The sequence below is a fragment of the Coprococcus ammoniilyticus genome, assembly GCF_025567345.1.
GTDB lineage: Bacteria > Bacillota > Clostridia > Lachnospirales > Lachnospiraceae > Coprococcus > Coprococcus ammoniilyticus.
Genome location: NZ_JAOQJS010000004.1, coordinates 101,797 through 124,237, shown reverse-complemented (window position 1 = coordinate 124,237; position 22,441 = coordinate 101,797). Strand labels below are relative to the sequence as shown.

16 protein-coding genes, 1 tRNA gene and 1 other annotated feature are annotated in these 22,441 nt (G+C 41.0%); of the genes, 2 read left to right on the top strand and 15 right to left on the bottom strand.

Annotated features, from left to right (window positions below):
* Positions 1–79: 79 nt before the first annotated feature.
* A complete protein-coding gene (gene typA, locus OCV60_RS07005) occupies positions 80–1,918 on the top strand; it encodes a translational GTPase TypA (protein ID WP_117821949.1) in 1,839 nt (612 codons plus the stop codon).
* A gap of 128 nt (positions 1,919–2,046) precedes the next feature.
* Here typA and OCV60_RS07000 read toward each other — a convergent pair whose 3' ends face one another.
* The 3 genes from OCV60_RS07000 to aspS form a co-directional block, all read right to left on the bottom strand.
* Positions 2,047–2,649 (bottom strand): TIGR04100 family radical SAM protein, encoded by a 603-nt coding sequence (locus tag OCV60_RS07000; RefSeq protein WP_021943672.1) that lies wholly within the window; start codon positions 2,647–2,649, stop codon positions 2,047–2,049.
* 15 nt (positions 2,650–2,664) lie between these two features.
* Positions 2,665–3,507: a pyridoxamine kinase gene (locus OCV60_RS06995; protein WP_008401822.1), complete on the bottom strand. Its 843-nt coding sequence runs from the start codon at positions 3,505–3,507 to the stop codon at positions 2,665–2,667.
* A 91-nt stretch (positions 3,508–3,598) separates the two neighbouring features.
* A complete protein-coding gene (gene aspS, locus OCV60_RS06990) occupies positions 3,599–5,350 on the bottom strand; it encodes an aspartate--tRNA ligase (RefSeq protein ID WP_262529890.1) in 1,752 nt (583 codons plus the stop codon).
* A 73-nt stretch (positions 5,351–5,423) separates the two neighbouring features.
* Positions 5,424–5,712 (bottom strand) — a binding site (T-box leader).
* A gap of 600 nt (positions 5,713–6,312) precedes the next feature.
* Here aspS and OCV60_RS06985 point away from each other — a divergent pair.
* Entirely contained in the window at positions 6,313–7,701 is a 1,389-nt protein-coding gene (locus OCV60_RS06985; protein WP_117785490.1) for a TrpB-like pyridoxal phosphate-dependent enzyme, read from the top strand.
* 122 nt (positions 7,702–7,823) lie between these two features.
* Here the strand turns inward: OCV60_RS06985 and OCV60_RS06980 are convergent, their stop codons facing one another.
* The 12 genes from OCV60_RS06980 to OCV60_RS06925 form a co-directional block, all read right to left on the bottom strand.
* Positions 7,824–8,765 carry a tRNA dihydrouridine synthase gene (locus OCV60_RS06980; RefSeq protein WP_044945609.1) on the bottom strand — a complete coding sequence of 314 codons (942 nt, stop codon included), beginning with the start codon at positions 8,763–8,765 and terminating at the stop codon, positions 7,824–7,826.
* A gap of 177 nt (positions 8,766–8,942) precedes the next feature.
* Complete coding sequence (gene guaB / locus OCV60_RS06975; RefSeq protein ID WP_008401827.1) at positions 8,943–10,394, bottom strand: IMP dehydrogenase; 1,452 nt, start codon at positions 10,392–10,394, stop codon at positions 8,943–8,945.
* 172 nt (positions 10,395–10,566) lie between these two features.
* Positions 10,567–12,612, bottom strand: a complete 2,046-nt coding sequence (locus OCV60_RS06970; protein ID WP_021943676.1) for an LTA synthase family protein — start codon at positions 12,610–12,612, stop codon at positions 10,567–10,569.
* A 447-nt stretch (positions 12,613–13,059) separates the two neighbouring features.
* A tRNA-Gly gene (locus OCV60_RS06965) sits at positions 13,060–13,131 on the bottom strand.
* 127 nt (positions 13,132–13,258) lie between these two features.
* Positions 13,259–14,239 carry a prolipoprotein diacylglyceryl transferase gene (gene lgt, locus OCV60_RS06960; RefSeq protein ID WP_021943677.1) on the bottom strand — a complete coding sequence of 327 codons (981 nt, stop codon included), beginning with the start codon at positions 14,237–14,239 and terminating at the stop codon, positions 13,259–13,261.
* Between the two features lie 29 nt (positions 14,240–14,268).
* On the bottom strand, positions 14,269–15,366 hold the full coding sequence (ychF, locus tag OCV60_RS06955) for a redox-regulated ATPase YchF (RefSeq protein ID WP_021943678.1): 1,098 nt from the start codon (positions 15,364–15,366) through the stop codon (positions 14,269–14,271).
* Positions 15,367–15,599: 233 nt separating this feature from the next.
* On the bottom strand, positions 15,600–16,301 hold the full coding sequence (locus OCV60_RS06950) for a TraX family protein (RefSeq protein WP_008401875.1): 702 nt from the start codon (positions 16,299–16,301) through the stop codon (positions 15,600–15,602).
* Positions 16,302–16,320: 19 nt separating this feature from the next.
* Positions 16,321–17,529, bottom strand: a complete 1,209-nt coding sequence (gene rlmD, locus OCV60_RS06945; protein ID WP_173783347.1) for a 23S rRNA (uracil(1939)-C(5))-methyltransferase RlmD — start codon at positions 17,527–17,529, stop codon at positions 16,321–16,323.
* A 107-nt stretch (positions 17,530–17,636) separates the two neighbouring features.
* A complete protein-coding gene (locus OCV60_RS06940) occupies positions 17,637–18,182 on the bottom strand; it encodes a prolyl-tRNA synthetase associated domain-containing protein (protein ID WP_262530013.1) in 546 nt (181 codons plus the stop codon).
* A gap of 28 nt (positions 18,183–18,210) precedes the next feature.
* Positions 18,211–19,890 carry a GGDEF domain-containing phosphodiesterase gene (locus OCV60_RS06935; RefSeq protein WP_262529887.1) on the bottom strand — a complete coding sequence of 560 codons (1,680 nt, stop codon included), beginning with the start codon at positions 19,888–19,890 and terminating at the stop codon, positions 18,211–18,213.
* A gap of 154 nt (positions 19,891–20,044) precedes the next feature.
* Positions 20,045–20,527, bottom strand: a complete 483-nt coding sequence (locus OCV60_RS06930; RefSeq protein ID WP_262529886.1) for a low molecular weight protein-tyrosine-phosphatase — start codon at positions 20,525–20,527, stop codon at positions 20,045–20,047.
* 167 nt (positions 20,528–20,694) lie between these two features.
* Positions 20,695–22,359 (bottom strand): hypothetical protein, encoded by a 1,665-nt coding sequence (locus OCV60_RS06925; protein ID WP_262529885.1) that lies wholly within the window; start codon positions 22,357–22,359, stop codon positions 20,695–20,697.
* Positions 22,360–22,441: the final 82 nt, after the last annotated feature.

Here is a 22,441-nt window from a genome sequence, read left to right as displayed (position 1 = left end):
AAATGCTTTTTTTCGTATGCTAGAATGGTAAACGTTGTATTGTAAGTAATTTTAATATCATAAAGAAAGAGTGAAAAAAATGAAGATTACCAGAGATGATATCAGAAATGTTGCGATTATTGCCCATGTTGACCATGGCAAAACAACATTAGTGGATGAACTTTTGAAACAGAGTGGTGTATTCCGTGATAATCAGGAAGTTACCGAACGTGTCATGGACTCAAATGATATTGAACGTGAACGTGGTATCACGATTCTTTCCAAGAACACTGCCGTCCGTTATGGTAAGACAAAGATCAACATTATCGACACTCCGGGACATGCTGATTTCGGCGGTGAAGTAGAACGTGTCCTGAAGATGGTAAATGGTGTTATTCTTGTTGTTGATGCTTTCGAAGGTGCCATGCCACAGACCAAATTCGTTCTGAAGAAAGCATTGGAGCTGAACCTCAGTGTTATTGTATGTGTAAACAAATGTGACCGTCCTGAAGCTCGTCCTAAAGAGGTTGTAGATGAAGTTCTTGAGCTTCTGATCGAATTGGATGCAAATGACGATCAGCTTGACTGCCCATTTGTATTTGCATCAGCAAAGACAGGTGTTGCTTCTCTTGATCCAGATGAACCGGGTACAGATATGAAGCCACTGTTTGATACCATCGTTGATTATATTCCTGCTCCTACCGGTGATCCGGATGCAGGTACACAGGTTCTGATCAGCACGATCGACTACAATGAATATGTAGGCCGTATCGGTGTTGGCAAGGTTGACAACGGTAAGGTCGTTGTAAATGAGCCTGTTGTTATTGTTAATGAACACGACCCTGACAGAATGTTAAAGGTTAAGATCGGTAAGCTCTATGTTTACGAGGGTCTGAATAAAGTAGAAGTAAATGAAGCAGACATCGGATCGATCGTAGCCATCTCCGGTATTGCAGATGTTAATATCGGTGATACGATCTGTTCTCCTGAAAATCCGGAACCAATCCCATTCCAGAAAATTTCAGAGCCAACTATTTCCATGACATTCATGGTAAATGATTCTCCTTTCGCCGGTAAGGAAGGAAAGTTTGTAACCTCCAGACATTTACGTGACAGATTGTTCCGTGAATTAAATACAGATGTCAGTCTCCGTGTAGAAGAAACAGAGACAACAGAAGCTTTCAAGGTATCCGGTCGTGGCGAACTTCACTTATCCGTCCTGATCGAGAACATGAGACGTGAAGGATATGAATTTGCAGTCAGCAAAGCCGAAGTTATCTATAAGACAGACGAACGCGGTAAGAAGCTTGAACCATTTGAGATTGCATATATCGATGTTCCGGATGAATTTACCGGAACAGTTATTAATATGTTAAATTCCAGAAAGGGTGAGCTTCAGGGTATGGCTCCTACCGGAAACGGTACAACCCGATTGGAGTTCCTTGTACCTTCCCGTGGACTGATCGGTTTCCGTGGTGACTTCATGACCGCTACAAAGGGAAATGGTGTTATCAATACGATCTTTGATGAATATCTCCCATATAAGGGTGATATGAACTATCGTTCACAGGGTTCTCTGATCGCATACGAGACCGGTACTTCTATCACTTATGGTCTGTTCAATGCACAGGAAAGAGGTACACTGTTCATCGGACCAGGTGAACCTGTATATGCCGGAATGGTTATCGGTGAAAATGGACGTACCGATGATATCGAAGTAAATGTCTGCAAGAAGAAACAGTTGACCAACACCCGTTCTTCCGGTGCTGATGATGCATTAAAGCTGACACCTCCTAAGGTACTCAGTCTGGAGCAGGCACTTGACTTCATCGATACAGATGAGCTTCTTGAGATCACTCCTAAGAGCTTCCGTATCCGTAAGAAAATCCTTGATCCTACACTTCGTTTCCGTGCTAAGAGAGATGCCGGAAATAAATAAGCATTTATGTTATAATAATAAATATTACAGTAAGACCGCAGGCAGCCTGATCGCTACCTGCGGTCTTTATTTGTAGGATAACAAGAAAAGCCCTGTATTTTCATACAGAGCTTTTCTTATCAGATTTATTAATCCTCCCATGGGCGGATTCTGTATTTTGCACCGATTGAATCACAGATTCTCCGGCATTCTTCCTCTTCCTCTTTTGTAATCGTGGTATCTACAGTCGTCATAACTACATTGGATACATACTTTGTAGAACTTCTTGCAAAGTCAAGCATCGCATCAAAGGATTTATCTCCGAACTTACTTCTGACCAGTTCATGATACCGATCTGCATTCGGCGTATTCAAGCTGATCGATACCGTGTCGATCAGGCCTTCCATCTCCGGTGTGATATCTCTGCCATTTACAAGATTTCCCAGCCCATTCGTATTCAAACGTATCGGCATATGATAAGTCTCCTTTACAAATGCCGCAACCTTCTTCAACACCTCAAAGGCTTCCGTCGGTTCTCCGAATCCACAGAACACAACCTCATTAAACCGGCTCATATCGAATTTTGCAAATTCAGCAATCACTTCTTCTGCTGATGGTTCTCGCTCTAACCACAGACTCTTTGATTCACCAACATGATCCATGTTCTGTCTGAGACAGAATGTACATGCACATGGGCATTTATTTGTCAGATTTACATACAGATTATTATGAACTTTATATAATATCTCCATACTATTCGCCTCCTGTTATCTGGCAAGCTTGTACAGACATTCCTCAAAACACACTCCATCGGTCAATGGAAGCTCCATCTCAACGGAACGTTTGATACATTCTTTAATAAATACACTTGCCTTCTTAACTGATTCTGTAAAATCTACATTATTTACGGCATCCGCCGCAAGAATCGCCGAAAAGACATCTCCGGTACCGGAGCGCGACTCTCCGATCTTCTTCGTCTTCACAACGGTTACTTTTCCATTTTCATAGCAGAAGTTAGCAAGGAAGCTTCCCCGCCTGATTCCTGTTATCACAACTTTTACCTGTCTGCTCTCTGACTGTGCTGCCAGCTTCTCCGCCATAGCTTTCAGTTCATCCATATGCCAGTCATCCTTATATGGTGTATCCGTCAGAACACATGCCTCTGTGGTATTTGGAGTAAGGATATCAGCAAACCGCACCAGCTTTTTCATCTGCTGGCACAGTTCGTCTGTATAGGTCGGATATGGTTTGCCATAGTCACCCATTACCGGATCCACGATCACCTTTGTCTCCGGTCTTTTAAAATCCGTAAGGAACCGTTCCACTATACTGATCTGTTCACTGGAACCCAGGAATCCGGTACAGACACCGGAAAACTGCAGATCCAGCTTCTTCCATTCATCGATATACCTCTGCATATGATCTGTAAAATCTTCATAATAGAAGCTGTCAAACCCCGTATGATTGGAAAAAATCGACGTCGGAACCGGACAGCACTGAACCTTCATTACAGAAATAATCGGCATTGCTACTGCTATGGAACAGCGTCCAAATCCTGAGTAATCATTTATAACTGCTATCTTTTTCTGGTTATTATGCGAGCCCTGCATATCTTATGCACCTTTCTAACATAAAATCTTGGGTGTATATCAAAATAATCTTCTATCCGGTAATCTATACATAAATACCTGATTTTCTCTGTTACTGTCTTACCTTGATATGAACCTCACGGAGCTGCTGCTCTGTAACCTCACTAGGGGCGCCACACATCAGATCCTGTGCATTTCCGTTCATAGGGAACGGAATAATCTCACGAATATTTTCTTCATTACGAAGGAGCATGATCATACGATCAACACCGGGAGCCATACCGGCATGTGGTGGTGCACCGAACTGGAATGCATTGTAAAGTGCTCCAAACTTTGTCTTCAGATCTTCTTCTGTGTATCCTGCGATCTCAAATGCTTTTACCATGATCTGCATATCGTGATTTCTGACAGCACCGGATGAAAGCTCGATACCATTACATACGATATCATACTGGTATGCCAGAACATCTAACGGATTCTTCTCATTTAAAGCTTCCAGACCACCCTGTGGCATGGAGAACGGATTATGTGTAAAGATGATCTTCTTTGTTTCCTTATCGTACTCGTACATAGGGAAATCATTAATATAGCAGAATCTGTATGCATTCTTCTCGATCATATCAAGTCTTGCACCGATCTCATTACGAAGCTGTCCTGCAAAGGAAGCTGCCAGTTCTTCTACATCGGCAATGAAGAAGATAGTATCACCTGCTTTCAGATTTGCAAGCTCTGCGATCTCACTCTTCATATCATCCGGAATGAACTTATCGATCGGTCCCTTGTATGTCATATCGTCCAGAACTTCCAGATATCCAAGACCTCCCATACCGATAGACTGAGCATACTTTAAGAGCTTCTCATGCTGTCCCTTTGACAGTTTCTTCGGTACATTGATCGCACGTACAGTCTTGCCATGGAATGGCTTAAATGTACATCTCTGGAAGAAATCTGTCAGATCGATGATACGAAGCGGATTACGAAGATCCGGCTTATCCGTACCGAATTCTAACATTGCCTGCTTATAGCTGATTATCGGATAAGGAGCCTGTGTTACAACAGAGCCTTCCGGTGCGAATTTCTCAAATGTTGCTGAAAGAACTTCCTCTCCTACTTTGAATACATCTTCCTGTGTTGCAAAGCTCATCTCAAAATCGAGCTGATAGAACTCACCCGGTGAACGGTCTGCTCTTGCATCCTCGTCACGGAAGCATGGTGCGATCTGGAAATATTTGTCAAATCCTGCAACCATCAGCAGCTGCTTGTACTGCTGTGGAGCCTGTGGCAGAGCATAGAACTTGCCTTTAAATTTTCTGGATGGAACAATATAGTCTCTTGCACCTTCCGGTGATGAAGCACACAGAATCGGTGTCTGGATCTCTAAGAATCCCATCTCTGTCATCTTCTGACGAAGGAAGCTGATCACCTGTGAACGGAAGATCATATTATCCTTTACTTTTTTATTTCTAAGATCCAGATATCTGTATTTGAGTCGGACATCTTCTCTTGTCTCCTTGGATGTCATGATCTCAAACGGAACCTGCTTGTATACTCTTCCAAGCACTTCTACGGAATGTGCCTCCAGTTCGATCGTTCCTGTCGGGATCTTTGGATTGTATGTCTCCTCATCTCTGTGCTCGATCACACCTGAGATGGATACACAATCCTCTTTTGTAAGTCCATCTAATAATGAAGTGTCTCTCATAACTACCTGAAGAACACCATACATATCTCTCAGGTCGATGAAGGATACACCACCATGGTCACGGATGTTCTCGATCCATCCTGCCACCTTCAGCTCTGCGCCAACGTCGCCTTCGCTGATCTCATTTAAGGTTCTGTTACGATAAATGTTTGAAATGGTCATTGTCTGCATTATCTCCTTTGACTGATTTTTATATTTCACAGGTTGCATAAAAAAAGAACTATGCCTGCCCTGCATCCAGGACGAACATAATTCATATCCGCGGTACCACCTGATTTACTGTCTCTTATCTGACAGTCCCTTTCCTTGTTTCACGCACAATTGCGGCGCACCTACTACTGTGAGGTCCATTTCGCAGAACAACCATCTCGCATTTTCCGGTCATCTCTGCAAATGTCTTCTTCACGGGTTCAGCTTGCAGCTGTTAGAGTGTTATTCACGCTTATTCATTCTGCCGGATTCTCACCACCACCGGCTCTCTGGGAGCGATAAAAAGCGCTACTTCTCTCCGTCTTCGCCTTTTCAATGTGTCAATTATATAGCAGGGAAAATGGCTTGTCAACGGACTTTTCTTAAAAATACAACCCCATTCATAAAAAAATACTTGCCACATAAAAACAATTATGCTAGTATTGCTTTAAACCGTTGAAGGAGAGTAAGTACATGATGTGACAAACATCCCAGAGAGCTGCCGCCGGTGGAAGGCAGTATGTTTTCCATGATGGAATGGACTCCCGAGGGCAAGCTGAACGATGTGGTACGATTCCTGTATATGCATTCTGTATGTAAGCCGGAGATGATACTCCGTTAAGAACGAGATATCTGTAATGTATGTATTTGCAGACAATGAGCGGGCGTATCTGATACGTCAAGCCGGGTGGCACCGCAGGAAACAGTTTCTAATGAACAATCTCCTGTCCCAGCATTTTTATACTGGGGCAGTTTTTTTATGTCTTAATATCTATCACAAATCCATGCAAAATTCTTTGCCCACAAGGATGATGATTTTGCAAAATGCATGACATTATAAAATTCCCCGGAACATATTTATATATCCCATCAAAGATAACCGGGATAACTGAAACTATTTATACAAATGAATCAAGCATTGGAGGGTTATGATTATGAAAAAAGATGCAAACATTCCTTACAAAATCTATTTAAGTGAAAACGAGATCCCAAAAGAGTGGTATAACGTACGTGCCGATATGAAGAACAAGCCGGCACCTCTGTTAAATCCGGGAACACTTCAGCCAATGACAGCCGATGATCTTCGTCCTGTATTCTGTGACGAACTGATCGCGCAGGAGCTGGATGACACCACTCCATACATCCCGATTCCACAGGAAATTCAGGACTTCTATAAAATGTACCGTCCTGCTCCACTGGTTCGTGCATACTGTCTGGAAGAAAAGCTGCAGACACCGGCTAAGATCTACTACAAATTTGAAGGGAACAACACAAGCGGCAGCCACAAATTAAACTCCGCTATCGCTCAGGCTTATTATGCTAAACAGCAGGGTTTAAAGGGTGTTACAACCGAGACCGGTGCCGGTCAGTGGGGAACCGCCCTCTCTATGGCATGCTCCTACTTTGGTCTGGACTGTCAGGTATATATGGTTAAGGTTTCCTATGAACAGAAGCCATTCCGTCGTGAAGTTATGCGTACCTACGGTGCAACCGTAACTCCATCTCCTAGTACCACAACAGAGGTTGGCCGTAAGATCCTTGCTGAGCATCCTGGAACAACCGGAAGCCTTGGCTGTGCCATCTCAGAAGCTGTTGAAGCAGAGTCCAAGCAGGAAGGCTATCGTTATGTACTCGGAAGTGTACTGAATCAGGTATTACTTCACCAGACTGTTATCGGTCTTGAAACAAAAGCAGCACTTGACAAATATAACATCACACCGGATATCATCATCGGATGTGCCGGCGGCGGTTCAAACCTCGGTGGTCTGATCTCCCCATTTGCAGGCGAGGTTCTCCGTGGCGAGAAGAACTACCAGATCATCGCTGTAGAACCGGCATCCTGCCCAAGTCTGACAAGGGGTGTCTATGCCTATGATTTCTGTGATACCGGCAAGGTATGTCCACTGGCAAAGATGTACACCCTCGGAAGCGGATTCATTCCTTCACCAAACCATGCAGGCGGACTTCGTTATCACGGTATGAGCCCTGTTGTATCCCAGCTCTATCATGATGGCATCATCGAAGCCAGAAGCGTTGAACAGACAGCAGTATTTGAAGCAGCAACCCAATTTGCAAGAGTGGAAGGTATTCTTCCTGCTCCTGAAAGCAGCCACGCGATCCGTGTTGCTATCGACGAGGCACTGAAATGTAAAGAAACCGGGGAAGAAAAGACGATCGTCTTTGGTCTGACCGGAACCGGATATTTCGATATGGTTGCTTATGGCAAATATAACGATGGTGAGATGAGCGATTATATTCCTACCGACGACGATCTGAAGGCAGGTTTTGACGGAATCCCTCATTTTCCCGGAAATGAGTTCTAAACTTCCCCTATAAAAAAGGAAGCTGGCAATACATATTATTGTCAGTTTCCTTTTTCTAGTATCAACATATAGGATATACTTCATACTAATATCTTTTTCTCATTTTTATTCTGTTTTCTTCATCACCGCAACAGCTTCCGGACTTCAGTGTTGTAGGTATCCGGATCGTTGGCTTTGCGGATCTTTTTTAATATCTTCTGCTGGTCGGGAGCTTCAAAAAGACATTCCATAAACGACCACAACTCTTTCATCTTAAACATGACATTTCTCGCCCCAAGCCCTGCTTCCATATAACCGGCAAACAGTTCATCGTGGAATGCCAGAAGGATTCCTGCGTTATAGCAGCACCTCTGTTCTGCAATCTCCTGTGGAAGAAACGGATTTCCTATGATTCCACGTCCGATCATGATCTTATCAACCTGTGGATATCGTTCCTGAATATTTTTATAGCCGGCAGCATCGGTAATATCACCATTATAGCAAAGGACACTTTCTGTCTGCTCTCCATATCGTTCTACTGCCAGATCGAACATAGCAAGATCTACGCTGCCACCATAATAATCTTCTCTGGTTCTCGGATGAATGATCACTTCGGTAAATGGATATTTCATTAATACATCCAGAATATCCGGGAATTCATCTGCAAATTCCATTCCCAGTCTGGTCTTTACCGATATTTTGCAGATATCGGCTGCAAATATCTCCTCAAGGAAATGATCCAGCTTTACGGGATCTGCCAACATCCCTGAACCTTTTCCTTTTGAAACAACCGTACCGGAAGGACAGCCCATGTTTATATTGATCTCATCATATCCCATATCAGCTAAAGCTTTTGCCGCTTTTATAAAGCCTTCTGAATGATTCGTCAGAATCTGCGGGATCACCGTTATGCCCGTATTATGTTCAGGGCGAACATCCGCCAGCTCACGATGTCTGAACGGTTTCCCCTTTGCAGGAGCTATAAAAGGCGTAAAATACCGATCGATTCCTCCAAAATATTTCTGATATGCATTTCTGTATATATATCCGGTTATCCCCTCTAAAGGTGCCAGATAGAGCATCATAATTCTCCTTCCAATTATTAAAACATATGTCATCATGATAATCGCAGACACAGACTTCTTATACTTTTATGTCATCACAGCAGTCGCCAAACTCAGTACTCAAATATAGCCAGTGATATATGTTATCTGCATATTCTCACCGGCTATATTCTGACTTATATTTCTATTATACTGTTATTACTCTACGCTGTAGTTTGGAGCTTCCTTTGTGATATGAATATCATGTGGATGGCTCTCTTTTAATGATGCTGCTGAGATCTTAACAAACTCTGCTTTCTCATGTAATTCAGGAATGTTGTGAGCTCCACAGTATCCCATACCGGAACGAAGTCCGCCGATCAACTGGAATACAGTATCTTCAACAGAACCCTTGTATGCAACACGTCCTTCTACACCTTCCGGAACAAGCTTCTTTGCATTCTCCTGGAAGTATCTGTCCTTGCTTCCATTCTCCATAGCTGCGATAGAACCCATACCTCTGTATACCTTGTACTTACGTCCCTGATATAATTCGAAGTCACCAGGAGCTTCATCTGTACCTGCAAATAAGCTACCCATCATACATACATTTGCACCTGCTGCAATTGCCTTTGTGATATCTCCTGAGTACTTGATACCACCATCAGCGATAACAGGAATACCTGCATTCATAGCTGCATCATATGCTTCCATAATAGCTGTGATCTGTGGTACACCGATACCTGCAACAACACGGGTTGTACAGATAGAACCAGGTCCGATACCGATCTTAACTGCATCTACGCCCATATCGATCATTGCCTGTGTACCGGCCTTAGTAGCTACGTTACCGGCGATAACCTGAAGATCCGGATACTTCTCCTTTACCATCTTGAAAGTACGAAGTACGTTTGCTGAATGTCCATGTGCTGTATCAATAACGATCGCATCAACCTTTGCTGATACAAGTTCAGCAACACGATCCAGAATATTTGCTGTACATCCAACGGCTGCTGCACAGAGAAGTCTTCCCTGTGGATCCTTAGCAGAATGTGGATATTTGATCGTCTTCTCGATATCCTTAATTGTGATAAGTCCTTTTAATCTGAAATCATCGTCAACGATCGGAAGCTTTTCTTTGCGAGCCTTTGCAAGAATCTTCTTTGCTTCCGGTAATGTAATGCCTTCCTTTGCTGTGATCAGACCTTCTGAAGTCATTGACTCGCTGATCTTCTTGGAATAATCTTCTTCAAACATCAGGTCACGGTTTGTAATGATACCGACTAATTTGCCATCCTCTGTGATAGGCACACCTGAAATTCTGAACTTTGCCATAAGTGCATTTGCATCGGCAAGTGTATGCTCAGGAGATAAATAAAATGGGTCAGAAATTACACCATTCTCAGAACGCTTAACCTTATCTACTTCCTCTGCCTGCTCCTCGATTGACATATTTTTGTGAATAACACCGATACCACCCTGACGAGCCATAGCGATAGCCATTCTGTGCTCTGTTACGGTATCCATACCGGCACTCATAAGAGGAATCTGAAGCTGTATTTTCTTTGTTAAGTTAGTTGTTAAATCCACGTCATTTGGAAGCACCTCAGAATATGCAGGTACTAATAATACGTCATCAAATGTAATTCCTTCGCCTATGATCTTACCCATTTTTTTCTCTCACTTTCTTTTTTTTATTTGTAAGTTGATATAACAGGAGCATTCAAACGAACGCTCCTGTTATATCCAAAATATATGATGCTATGCTATCAAATAACCTATTTAATGTCAAGATTATTTATTACCAAAAAATTTCTTTTTTATGAGGAATTATCAGTTATCTTTAATTTTCTGCTACCGGAGCCTGATAAATAAACGCTTCCGACTTTCCGATATCAATGCTGTCATCACCAACCTGAGCAACATAGACTTCCTCACCATCGTCAAACGTGATATCAGGAATAAACAGAGTATTCCGGTCTATATAGATTGTTTCCTTCTTGAATCCGTTGTTGATCCAAACAAAACTGCATTCATTGAAATTCTCACCCTTGATATAATATCCATGGAGCTGCTCCGGTGCTTTCTCCGGGTCATCGGACAATTTCTGATAATCGCCTTCTTTTATATCCGTAATATAGATTGGTTCTACACCATACTGCATATCGGTAGGCTCATATGGCCAGCCATCCGGATACATATATCGCTTACCGTATAACATATCATATTCTACATTCCACATTACATCGCTGTATTCAGGATCATCTTCGCTGTAAAGTGTATGCACCTTCTGCATGGCACTCTTTTCAAGTCCGATCACATCAAACAGCTTCGTACTTAGATCATAAGCCGGAATGTCTTCATCTTTATCAATGAAATGCTTCATATTGCTCCATATGAAATATTCCGTCTGGTACAGATTTCCATTCTCTACATCATCATTTGTCAGTTCAAATCCCGGTAAATGATCACCATACATTACCAGTACTACATCTTCATCATAATTCTTCAGTTCTTCAATTAAATCCTTGATAAATTCATCCATCTCATGAAGCTGATTGCAATAATATGTCCATTCATTGTCCAGTTCTTCACTTCCCGTACCTGTTACTTTTACCGGATAGGAATAATTCTCATAATCTAATTCACTCGGATATCTTCCATGTCCCTGAACGCTGACCGTGAAGATAAAATCCTTGTCCTCTGTAGATTTCAGGGTCTTCATGATCTCTCCGGTCAGTACATTATCCTTTTCCCAGTTTTTCTGGGTATGCTCTACGTCATACATGTATTCCATAGGGGTAAATGTATCAAAGCCAAGATTCTTGTATACGATATAACGGTCATAGAATGTACCGTCATGGTTATGCATCGCATGAGTAGAATAACCAAGCTTTTTAAACTGTGTCGCCATCGTCTCACAGGTTGTACTTCCAAGTACCGTCTTATATGGATATTCACCGGCACCGAAGTATGCCACATCAAATCCGGAAAGCACCTCAAATTCTGAATTTGCCGTTCCCGCTCCGATTGCAGGCATCGTAAGGAAACCTGACGAACATTCTTCTTTTAATTTTGTGAAATTCGGAATCGGATTCATATTAAAAGATAATTCTTTTACATATGACGGATCCATGAAGGATTCCAACTGAACTACAATTACGTTTGGCTTTCTCTTTGCAAATTTTGCTCCCGAAGCTTTCACCGTATCCAGTTCATCCTTGATCTCAAGCATCTTTTCTTCACTGTAATCTGACGGTTCACTGATTCCGACATCCACTACACTGTTTGAAAAGCAATATACAAAACCATATTTATCATATGCTGTTGCCAGATTTGCAAAGTTATCCGAGATTGCCTGCGCATTTAATGCAATCTTTGTAAACAGCATAACCATACAGAAAGATGCAACGATCAGAACCGTTGTACGGATTCTGTAAATATTTCCCTGGATTGTCGGGGACTTTAAGAACAATATGATAACCGCTGCCAGTGCAACAAATAACGCTACACCAATGAATACAACCTGCCATACTGAGAAATACTTATCAATGATGGTGATTGTATTTCTCGCCATCAGCATATCGATCGCTGAAAACGGAGTGATACGAAAGCCTAAAACAATACAGTTCGTTACACCACAAAGCAGCCATGCAAATGAAATAATACCATAACCAAACACTCTCTTACGCATCAGCAGTGCCAATGTCAGAGTAAAAAAGATAATGGAACAGTTATACAGGAACACCAATGGTTCATTCACAATATATTTCATCGTATTGATAAATGAGTGTCTTCCCAATATCTCCAAAATAATATCCAGCACAATTGCAATCGCAACACACTGGAATATAGCTGTACTACACAATTTCTTCAATTTGTCTTTCATCTAAAACTCCATTCTGCCGTGATTCGGCAACCACTAACCAAATACTTAATGCAATCCTGTTATCTTATTCATAAACCGGTAATTTCAGAATAAGATTAAATCGGTTTCATTATAGCATCCCTTTCTTTTTATTCAATCCGCAAATTTTACAAATAATTACCTCATTTTTTCATTTTTTGCGTAATTTTTACTTACTTTTCTTCTATCTATATCTTTGGGAATGCTTTATATGATGGGAAAATATCATATTTCGGAGGAAACTACAATAAAACAATTATTAAATCTTCTTTAGGATTATTAAGAAGAAGCCCTTTGTTCCAGCATCGGATCATCGAAAGTCAGTCGTCTATGCTACTGTTTTTCTGATAAATAGCAGTGGCTCATTGAGGTTCAAAGTATCAACCACAAAAAAAGAAGCCTTAAATCTTAAGACTTCTAAAAAATAAGAGCGCGAGACGGGGATCGAACCCGCGACCCCCTCCTTGGCAAGGAGGTGCTCCACCGCTGAGCCACTCGCGCATTTTCCATTGTTGTGATTTATTTGCCTCACAACAATGGATATGTTATCATAAGACGTTGTATCTGTCAACAACTTTTTTCAACTTTTTTAAATATTTTTTTCACGCAATGAATTACCGCATTGAGCCTAGTTGTTTTCATCCTCTGAAGGCGCTTGAACAGACTCATTTTCAATGGTCTGCAACTGCCCTTTTGCTCTGCGAACATAGCCAACGATGAGCACAACTGCACCAACTAAAAAGCATGCAAATCCAAGGAGCTGTGATACACGGATACCGGAATTGCCGATCATTAAGGAATCTGTACGAAGTCCTTCAATGATACATCTTCCAAGTCCATAGCCTGCTACATAGATAAATGCGAATTCACCTGTAAACTTCTGATGCTTTCTATATATAAGAAGAAAGATCAGCAACATCAGATTCCAGAGTGACTCATACAGGAACGTAGGATGTACTGTTATACATTCCATACCATGAAGCATCTGTGTATTTGCAAGCATGGTATCTGAGATCACTCCACTGCTGATCAGACTGTTTAGTGTTCCTTCATGTCTGTAATAATCAAGAGGGATTCCCATCGCAAATACAGAATCTGTATACGCACCAAACGCCTCCCTGTTGAAGAAATTGCCCCAGCGTCCAAGAATCTGTCCGATCAGCAGACCAAACGCTGCTGTGTCGGCAAGCCGAAGCACATTTACCTTCCGCCTCTTCGCAAAGATGCATCCGGTAATAATACCAGCAATTACACCACCATAGATTGCAAGTCCGCCACCTCTGATATTTAACATACCAAGGATGGTTTCTTTTACATTTCCCGCCACTATATACTGATCCAGCCGGAACAATATATAATAAATTCTTGCGCCTAAGATTACCGGAATGATCAGGATCAGGATAAAGTCCAGATACATTTCCGGATCCTGCCCTGTTCGTTTCGCTTCATTTGTCACAAGGAAGTAGGCAAGGATAAATCCACACATAATGATGATACCGTAAAACCGGATCTCAAAGCTGCCAATGGATATATGATCACCTACATGCTTCAGGAAGATTCCCAAATGCGGAAAGATAATACTGTTAAAATATTCTGAAATAGTTTCCATTTTCTTGTTATCTCCTAAAGGAAGCTGTTTTATACGTTGAACTTAAAGAGGATGACATCTCCGTCCTCTACCACATATTCTTTACCTTCCTGTCTTACCAGACCTTTTTCTTTGGCAGCTACCATATTGCCACATTCCATAAGATCTTTATAGCTTACAACCTCTGCCTTGATGAATCCACGCTCAAAATCAGAATGGATCTTGCCGGCTGCTCCCGGCGCTTTTGTTCCCTTCTTGATCGTCCATGCTCTGGATTCTGTCTCACCGGCTGTCAGATAACTGATCAGTCCAAGCAGTGAATAGCTTGCCTTTATCAGTTTATCAAGACCGGATTCTTTTACTCCAAGATCTTCCAAAAACATTTTCTTTTCTTCGTCATCCAGTTCTGCCAGCTCCTGCTCGATCTGTGCACAGACAACAAATACTTCTGAATCAAATTCTTTTGCATATTCTTTTACTTTCTGAACATACTCATTTGATGCTCCATCATCTGCTACATCGTCTTCGCTTACATTTGCTGCGAAAATAACCGGTTTCCATGTAAGAAGGTTGTATTCCTCGATCCAACCCTGTTCGTCCTCGTCTGTTACCTCAAGAGTCTTTGCAAGCTTGCCTTCCTCCAAATGTGCTTTGATACGCTGCTGGAAATCCAGCTCCTTTGCAAGCATCTTATCATTTCTTGCACCTCGTATCGTCTTTGCTATTCTACGATCCAGAACTTCAATATCGGAAAAGATCAGCTCCAGATTAATCGTTTCAATATCACGGATCGGATCAACCGAACCATCTACATGAATAACATTTGTATCTTCAAAGCATCTGACAACATGAACGATCGCATCTACCTCTCTGATATTTGCAAGGAACTGGTTTCCCAGACCTTCGCCTTTGGATGCGCCCTTTACGAGTCCTGCGATATCTACGAATTCAATAACTGCAGGAGTGGTCTTTGCCGAGTGATACATCTCTGTCAGCTTGTCTAACCTCTCATCCGGTACTGCAACGACACCTACATTGGGGTCGATGGTACAGAATGGATAGTTTGCTGATTCTGCACCTGCTTTTGTCAGAGAGTTAAATAATGTACTTTTTCCAACATTGGGAAGTCCAACTATGCCGAGCTTCATGGTTATAATTCCTCCTTAAAACCTTGATTTATAAGGTCATACAACTCATACCATTCAGCCATATTACGTTATGTCAGATGGCCGTTCAAAGTTGATGCCACAAGGTAATTTTTCTCTGTATTCTTGTTCTTTACCTGTATAATGGCGCAAAAAAGCCCCAAAATAGCACGATGATTATACTACATTGGGGCATAAAATTCAATGATTATCAGCCGGTTGCCGTCAAATTACTGTCAAATTCCAAGACACATTCTCAGAATTCCCAATATCAGAAGATGCACCGGATAAAACAAATAGTTCACAAGCTTATTCTGCTTTCCACGCTTTCCATTATAAGTAAGCATCAGGCCAAAACCCAGAAGTGCCCATGGTTCCTTATACATCGATGCAAAATTAAACGGAATAGCAATAATCGGTCTGTCATGAAAAAGATACAGAAAATAACCGATCAACACCGCATGGGAATCATAATCCAGACTCAGATTCATGGCTATCAGACAAGTTACTGCTACAATTATAAAAGATACAAGATACCACAAGAACTTGGGCAGCGTCTGCATCTTCTTTTTCAGGGCATCAATAATCCAGATCATCGCCAACACCAGCGCAAGCGTAAACATGATATTATTCCAGTTTGGTTCAAAAAATACATTAGATGTACACATATCAAACGGAACCTCTGATATAATTCCAAATACCAGGAGTGTTCCCAAATATCTCCATCGATTTCTCGTTTTAAAATATCCCTCCACCAACAGGGAAATAAAGATAGGAAATGCGATCCTGCCTAATATATCAAACAGTTCACTCATAACTATTAAAGCCTTACTGTTAAAATATATGAAAAATGTTTTATTAACATGATCGATCAACATTGAAGCAAATGCTATATATTTCAGTTGTGCACCGGATAATAATTTTATCTTTTCTTTCATCTTTAATAACGTTCCTCTCCTACTTAAAAATAACTCTGTCTCTCGTCAATAGCGTAACAACCTCTGTATGCTCAGTAAATGGGAAGAGATCAAATGGTGTGATCTTTAACACCTGATAGCCATGTGTGGTCAGATACTTCAGATCCCTCGCAAGGGTATCCGGTCCACAGGAAATATAAACTACCTTACGCGGAGACAGAGTCACAACAGAAGAAAGAAATTCTTCTGTGCTTCCTGAACGAGGCGGATCCATAAACACAACATCAATATGCTCATCTGCGTCTGCCAGTTCTACCATAAACCTGCCTGCATCATTTGCATAGAACTCGATATTTTCTATCTTGTTCATCCTGCTGTTAATCTTCGCATCACGGATTGCTTCTGCATTCAGTTCCACACCGATCACTCGTTTTGCCCGGTCGCTTGCAACGATACCGATCGTTCCGATTCCGCAGTATGCATCTATCACCGTCTCTTTCTTTTTCAGATCCGCATATTTGATCGCCTTGTTATATAATTTCTCCGTCTGAACAGAATTGATCTGGTAAAAGCTTCCCGGCGACAGCCGAAACCGTTTGCCACAGAGAACATCTTCTATATAGCCTTTGCCATAGATGACCTGATTTCGGTCACCTAACACCATATTCGTATCCTTTGTATTTATATTCTGAACGATCGTTGTGATCTCCGGATGAAGCTTCAAAAGTGCATTTGCAAAATTCTTCTTCGACGGAAATACCGGAGATGCCGTCACAATGATCACCATGATCTGTCCGGTCTGATGTGCTGTCCGGATCAGCACATGACGGATCAGTCCATATCCGCTGTCTTCATTATAGATCATCATTTTAAATGACCGGAACAGTCCTGTGATATCCTGAATGATCGCATCCGCCCGCTGATCTTCGATCTTGCAGCCTTTTGTCTCTATGACATTATGAGTACCCTCCTGATATCGGCCGGAGATGATCGTACCATTCTTCAGTTTTCTGAATTCCGCACATACTTTGTTCCTGTAATAATACGGATTTTCCATTCCCACGATTGGATCGACCGGTGCAAATCCTGAAAGCAGCTTTTCCATCTCTGTCTGCTTCTTTACAAGTAATCTCCGGTATTCTTCGTCTGTATATTCGTATGCCACGGGGTTGGGTTTCTTATTTGGAGACTGGACTTTTCTGCCATCCGGTTTTCTATTTCCCGGCCGTCCCTTTATATTTTCTTTCATATTTTATTTCCTTTCAAATCTCTCGTCTAAACATAGCAAAAACCAAACACATGGTCAACAACATTTCCCTGAATGTATATGACTTATGGCCTGGTTTTTTCTTTGCTCTATGCTTCACCTGTCAGGACGACTTTTGTCATATCGTGTCCGACCGCATCCAGATACAATCCGAATACATCTGCCGTGCGCATCTGCAGACTGGATGTATTCACACATGGATGGCAGCCAAGATACTCGCCTTTTAATATGTCTTCATCCACCAGCAGCCGTACATGATGCTCCGTATCATTCATCAGTCCCATGACACTGACAGCCCCCGGTTCGATATCCAGATATTTCTCCATGTCCTCAGCCGATGCAAATGACAGTCTTGCGCTCCCGATCTGTGAAGTGATCTCCTTCGTTTTAAACGGCTTGTCGCCCGGCATCATCAACAGATAAAACTGTGTCTTCTGACGATTGCACAGGAAAAGATTCTTACAGATTGTCGCCTGCAACATCTTATCAATCTCCTCACATACTTCCATCGTAAATGCCGGTTCATGGTCGACTCTCTTATATTCTATTCCAAGATGGTCAAGAAAATCATATACCCGAATCTCCTTCTCCAGTCTTCCTTCCGTATTCTCCGGTCTTCCATCCAAAAGTTCCAACAGTACTTTGTCCTCCCGTTCCTTATATCTACCTCTGCTGCTCTGTCTGCTGTTCATCCAACATATGCTCAAACTCCGGAATCGAAACAGGCTTGGAAAAATAAAATCCCTGAGATACGCTACATCCATTATCATAAAGGAAATCTGCCGTTCCTCGATTCTCTACGCCTTCTGCTATAATACTTAAGCCCAAATCATTTGACATGGATATCACATGAGAAATGATCGTCTTACCCTGTTTACTGTCCAAACATTCATCCAAAAACTGCCGATCCATCTTCAATACGTCAAATGGTGTATTCTTCAACATACAAAGGGAAGAATAACCTGATCCGAAATCATCCATTAACAATGTAAATCCCGCCTGTTTCAAACTATTGATATAAGACAATGATTCTGCATTCTCCGTTGTCTCCGTGATCTCTAACTGGAACAGCTCCATCGGAATCTGATATTTGTCGATCAGATTCTTGATATATCCTGCAACATCTTCTTTCTGAAGATAGGTTCTCGACACATTCACCGAGATTGGAAGTGGTTGCCTTCCGGTATCCAGCCATCTTCTGATAACTTTACATACCATCTCCCACATGAAACAGTCTAATTTGTATATAAATCCATTTGCCTCAAATACCGGAATAAATTCCATCGGCGACTTGCATTTTCCATTTGCATCAATCCAGCGCACAAGCGCCTCTGCTCCGACAATCTTCGCATGGCTTCTGTCATACTGGTACTTCGGCTGAAGATAAACCTGAAATTCTTCCCGTCTCAGAGCCTCCTCCTCAACTTCCTCGATTGCTCCCGTCTGTTTCACATGATTCATCAGCGTATCCTCATAGAATACAACCTTATTCAAAATCGTCCGCTTACCCTCTGCACGGGCAAGTCCTGCTTCATCTCCATGCTTGCGATATGCCGTTGAGCTGCCCGGTACGATATTCACTCCATATGTAATGCTTAACTTGATATCACCATATCTCCGAATTTTTTCATCAAGTTTATCAATAAATTCCATGATTTCTTCTCTGGAATTATAATAGGTCACGATCTGGAATACATCCGCTGACAATCTACAATGCAGATGTTCCTTATCACACATCACATCCAGCGTGTCATATATATACCGAAGAATATTATCTCCTGTATCACTGCCATACTTCTCATTGATATACTTAAATCTACGGACATCAAACTGAATATATGCATACTCCCGCTCCGGATGCTCTGCCTGAAAACGCGCAATCTTCTTGAGCAAGAATGCCGGATTCTTATCATTGCTAAACGATGTCACAATCTCCCGATTCTCTAATTCCTGTTTGCGCATGATCCGTATCATGCCCACATACTCCCGAATCAATCCTTTTTCATCTTTCTCAAGATAACAAAGGACTGCCATCAGAACTTTCTTCCCGAATCTGGTCTCAAGATGCACCCATGTCTCCAAATCATCCATCTTGATCGGCTCTTTTGTTCCCTGCTCAATCTGTCTATACAAATTGCACATTTTATTCTTCTCTGTTTCTTCTATACATGTACAGTCGCAAAATGCTTTTAGTAAATTTTTATCATCCGGATCCAACTCATCAGGCAGAATATCATTTTCCTCAATCGTGTAAAACCGCTCTTGCAGATTAGCGTAAAAATATATGGCGTCGCGGTGATTTTTCCTTATTCTGTTAATCTCTCTCCATGATTCAAATGCCATAATAATATCTTCTCCCAACAATGAATACTTACCTAATTTTACATGTTCTGTTCCCACAGGAACTTGCTATTATATATATATTAACATGTTCTTTAGCAAAAAGAAAGTTTGCATCCAACTTAATCATTCGGAAATTAAGTGAAATTTTAGTTAATCAATTACTTAATTTCTTGTTAATTGTCAACCAGTCAAGAAACGCCTGACAGCCTTCTACAACATCTTCATAAGTCTCCCGGAAATTTCTACTGTACCACGGATCTCTGACATCTGCATCCCGCCCGGCAAACTCCAGCATCTTATAGATCTTATCCCCACGTCTGTGTCCGGTCATTCGTTCAATATTCCTCATATTCATAGAATCCATACCGATCAGATAATCGTAATGATCATAATCTGAGGCTGTAAGCTGCACGGCTCTTTTACCTTTGCAGCTTATCCCATGTCTGGCAAGTTCTCCTCTTGCCGGCGGATACACCGGATTCCCAACACCATTCCAAATCTCTTCTGTGCTGGTGGCTGCCGATGCGATCTCAAACTGATCGGCAATACCACGTTTTGTTACTATATCTTTTAATATGAATTCTGCCATGGGGGAACGGCAGATGTTGCCGTGGCAGATAAAAAGTACTTTTATCATTATTTTATTTCTCCTTGTTTTGCCCCGGAATGCCCTGTTTTGCAAGGGTTTCCGGGGTTATGGTGATATGCTCTGAAAATACAGATTGTGGCAAATCAGAGCAGAATTGAGCAAGTTGTTACTACCTGTTAGTAGTAAAGTTGGTAGTAAAATGAAGCTTCTTACTACTAAGCATTCTCGTGATATATCATCCTTATATTTTTAGAACCACATATCGGACATTTTTCTGGTTTCTCATGTATTGCCACATCACGATCTTGCATTAAACAATTTTCACAAAACAGATATTCTTTACTAAACAATGCTTTTCTTTTTGCCGCAAGTTGTCGCATTATTTCCCATTTGCTAGGATTTTTCCCTATAATAAAATCAGGCGTAATAAAAAGTGATGTTTTAACTTTCAAGAATGTATCATCCAATTCTGTTTCAATATATTCATAATCGTCATATAAAAAAATAACATATCTTCTTTCTCTTTCAGCTTTCCATTTGCTATCTTTAACAGAAAGAATCCAATATTGCAATATCTCCTGTAAAAACATTTTCTTATTATTGTCAGATAAATCAAACATGTCTATAACACTAAATAAATATTGTAATTCCGTTTTTGCTTCTTCAATGTCATATAATACATCAAATGTTATTACTTGAGCTATATATGGTCTTTTCATAGTATCTGGCAAATCTGCGTCAGCGTCAGCCTTTTTTGTCAATGTATATAATCCAATAGGTCCAATCAGGTCCACAATTCTATCATTTTTATATCCATACAAACATTCTCCATAACCGTCTTGCATATGGCTATTATTTATTGACTTACTGAAACATGACACATAATAGTTTCGTGTCTCAGAAAAATCAATGTCTTTTATCCAGTCATAATGAATCCATGACATATCTTCAAACAATTCTGGAATAACTTTTTTCTCTCGCTCATCATTAAGCAGCTCTGTTTTCTTCATCCAAATTTGATGATTACTAATACTACTCTTTGCAACTTCTATTGGCAGATATTTACAAATATAATCATTGTTATACCCATTTCTCGATTTTAAAATGAAATTGCTTATCATCATCATAAGCACACCCTTAACTGGTCGAATGTTGGCAGGCTGCTTATTCATTCTAAGTAGCTTTGCTTCTATTGCTAATAATTTGTATAATTCTTCTCTTGTAAATTCCCATAACTTTTCTCTTTTACTTCCATGCATATTACTAATATCCAGTAACATAGATGTATATGAATGAGTCAAGGTATCAATCTCTTCTTCCGTTTGGCAGCTTTTTAACGTTTCCTCTACAATTTCTATTAATTGTTCTGCAAATGACTTATTCTTTTCTATTGTGAACTTTTGATACGCTATGTGATACAATCTCAGTGGGAACATAAGCCCCTGTTCATATGGTATTACACGATATGTATTTTCTTCATCACAATTAATCACAGGATTAAACCAAGAAGTAATTTTCTGTAGTCTAGTTACCTGCGTTATAATATTGTATATATATGTTTTTAATGAAGATATTTGATATGCATTACCAACTAAATAGAGAAAATTCAGTATTCCAACTTCATACTCGGTTACACGAACCAATCCAGAATTTTCATTCAAATTCAAATCATGCTCACACGTTAAAGACAAAAGGACTTCTCTTGTCTTATAAGACGGATTGTTCTTAAATTCTTCTACACATTCACATAATGTATCTAAAATCTGTTCACGAGCATTCGCAGGCCATTTTTCTGGCTTCTCTGCTGTTTCTTCCTCGTAATACATTTCACAACCATTCCTTTCATATAAAATCAAAACCGCTTTTCCCCATCTTCCCAAATCACCCTGATTATATTATATCCTCTGAACCTACTTTTTTCCATAGAAAAAACGCCCCAGCCTAAGCCGGAGCGCCACCTAT

What these genes read in the sequence shown, in the direction of transcription:
- typA (WP_117821949.1), top strand. Translation starts at nt 80, where the DNA reads ATGAAGATTACCAGAGATGATATCAGAAATGTTGCGATTATTGCCCAT.
- OCV60_RS07000 (WP_021943672.1), bottom strand. Translation starts at nt 2,649, where the DNA reads ATGGAGATATTATATAAAGTTCATAATAATCTGTATGTAAATCTGACA.
- OCV60_RS06995 (WP_008401822.1), bottom strand. Translation starts at nt 3,507, where the DNA reads ATGCAGGGCTCGCATAATAACCAGAAAAAGATAGCAGTTATAAATGAT.
- aspS (WP_262529890.1), bottom strand. Translation starts at nt 5,350, where the DNA reads ATGACCATTTCAAACATTTATCGTAACAGAACCTTAAATGAGATCAGC.
- OCV60_RS06985 (WP_117785490.1), top strand. Translation starts at nt 6,313, where the DNA reads ATGAAAAAAGATGCAAACATTCCTTACAAAATCTATTTAAGTGAAAAC.
- OCV60_RS06980 (WP_044945609.1), bottom strand. Translation starts at nt 8,765, where the DNA reads ATGATGCTCTATCTGGCACCTTTAGAGGGGATAACCGGATATATATAC.
- guaB (WP_008401827.1), bottom strand. Translation starts at nt 10,394, where the DNA reads ATGGGTAAGATCATAGGCGAAGGAATTACATTTGATGACGTATTATTA.
- OCV60_RS06970 (WP_021943676.1), bottom strand. Translation starts at nt 12,612, where the DNA reads ATGAAAGACAAATTGAAGAAATTGTGTAGTACAGCTATATTCCAGTGT.
- lgt (WP_021943677.1), bottom strand. Translation starts at nt 14,239, where the DNA reads ATGGAAACTATTTCAGAATATTTTAACAGTATTATCTTTCCGCATTTG.
- ychF (WP_021943678.1), bottom strand. Translation starts at nt 15,366, where the DNA reads ATGAAGCTCGGCATAGTTGGACTTCCCAATGTTGGAAAAAGTACATTA.
- OCV60_RS06950 (WP_008401875.1), bottom strand. Translation starts at nt 16,301, where the DNA reads ATGAAAGAAAAGATAAAATTATTATCCGGTGCACAACTGAAATATATA.
- rlmD (WP_173783347.1), bottom strand. Translation starts at nt 17,529, where the DNA reads ATGAAAGAAAATATAAAGGGACGGCCGGGAAATAGAAAACCGGATGGC.
- OCV60_RS06935 (WP_262529887.1), bottom strand. Translation starts at nt 19,890, where the DNA reads ATGGCATTTGAATCATGGAGAGAGATTAACAGAATAAGGAAAAATCAC.
- OCV60_RS06930 (WP_262529886.1), bottom strand. Translation starts at nt 20,527, where the DNA reads ATGATAAAAGTACTTTTTATCTGCCACGGCAACATCTGCCGTTCCCCC.